Here is a 1,627-nt window from a genome sequence, read left to right on the forward strand (position 1 = left end):
GCGGCGCGGTGGCGCGGGCCGGCCGTGGATCAGGGAGGGAGCGATCGTGAAAGCATCAGGTTGGAGAAGCGCGGCGTGGGCGCGCGTTGCGGCGGTCGTGCTGACAATGCTGAGCCTGTGCTGGGGTGGCCCGGCGCCGGCGGCGGAAACGACGACGTACGTGCTGACGGATGTGCAGGGCACGGTGCTGGCGCGGGAGGATGCCCAGGGCAACATCATCGCGCGGTACGACTATCGGCCCTATGGCAGGCAGCAGGCGGGGCCAGTGGCGGCGGGACCGGGGTATACGGGGCATGTGGAGGATCCGGATACGAAACTCGTGTACATGCAGGCGAGGTATTACGATCCGGAAACGCGTCGCTTTTTGACGATCGACCCAGAACGGCCTGAGCCAGGGAACACTGTTTCGTTCTCGCGCTACCTATATGCGGCAAACAACCCCCTAAGAAATGTGGATCCCGATGGCCACGCGCCATTACCTGCCTTAGGAAAGTGGCTTGATGTGTTGCACCAAGTCACAGCTGAGGCCAATCAAGATAAAGAAGCCTTCCAAAGAAACGTTGCCGAAGTTGTGTCATATTTGCCGGGTGGAGGGCTCGCAGGATGCGATGGAGGCTGCTCCAAGACACAGGCGGCTGTGATTATCGGGGTGGATCTTCTTCCTGGACGGGACGAGGCGCGCATTGGCGTAAAAGGCTTCTCTGCAGCGCTTAAAGACGGGGCCAAGCTGCCGACTGCCAAGGCCCTTGCGGCTGCGATCGATCATTTGGGTGCGGGTTATCGCCAAATCGCCGACGGGGTATTCAAATCACAAGATGGCACTCGCTTGGTGCGCATGACGGATTCCGATTTGGCAAAGGCAGGAAACCACGCGGGAGCGCCACACATAAACCTAGAGTCAGGAAGTACTGTCGTGAAGCCAAACGGCAAAGAGAGCTTTATTTCGAAGGGAAATAGACACATTTTTCTTCCTGAGGAAAAGTAGAATGTCTACGGACAAGAATGCGTCACTGAATGATGTTGTTAGCTCCCTCCGTCGGCTGGATGATGCATCTAGTAGCTCCGATGGCACATCGAATATAGCTTTGGCTGTTGGGCTTTCTTCAGGCGAACCCATGGTGGTTGTAAGTGGCAACCAAGAGGGGCTCGTTCATTTCGCAAGGCTCGTCCTGGAGGTGGCTAGCAAGGGTTTCAACGGTGCTCACCAACATCTCGACCGGCACTCGGTCCTAGACGAATGTGATATACCCCTGGTGATAGCGTTTAAAAACGCTCCATGGGATCCTTCGGCTTAGTTTGAGGGAACCATTCTGTCTAGAGGGAATTCTCGCCACCTGCCCGCTGTTTGTGTGAAATCCACGCAGCGGTAACTAAAGGGACGGGGTAATTAAGACTCTACGGTTGCCGGGCCCGCGCCTGCAATGCAGTTGCGGGCCCTATAGGGCGGTCGCGACCGTGGCAATCGCCATCCCGCCACCGGCGCCCACGGGGGTGTACGCCAACGACCTGCGCGTCAATCCCAAGCTCGAAACCCTGACGGTCGTGTGGCAGGCGTCCGCTGGCGCCACGTACTACGAAGTCAAGGATGCCAGCACCGGTAGCGTCGTGGGCAGCACGACCGGGACGT

The 1,627-nt window shown here is 58.5% G+C and carries 2 protein-coding genes; both read left to right on the plus strand.

Going from position 1 to position 1,627, the window contains the following annotated elements; translation table 11 throughout:
- Positions 1 to 985, plus strand: a 985-nt coding sequence (locus J7I44_RS14650; RefSeq protein WP_209622455.1) for an RHS repeat domain-containing protein, incomplete at its 5' end; no start/stop codon positions are given.
- A 130-nt stretch (positions 986 to 1,115) separates the two neighbouring features.
- Positions 1,116 to 1,295, plus strand: a complete 180-nt coding sequence (locus J7I44_RS17055) for an Imm32 family immunity protein (RefSeq protein ID WP_425599765.1) — start codon at positions 1,116 to 1,118, stop codon at positions 1,293 to 1,295.
- Positions 1,296 to 1,627 lie beyond the last annotated feature (332 nt).

The sequence above is a fragment of the Frateuria flava genome (genome assembly GCF_017837635.1).
Classification (GTDB): domain Bacteria; phylum Pseudomonadota; class Gammaproteobacteria; order Xanthomonadales; family Rhodanobacteraceae; genus Frateuria_A; species Frateuria_A flava.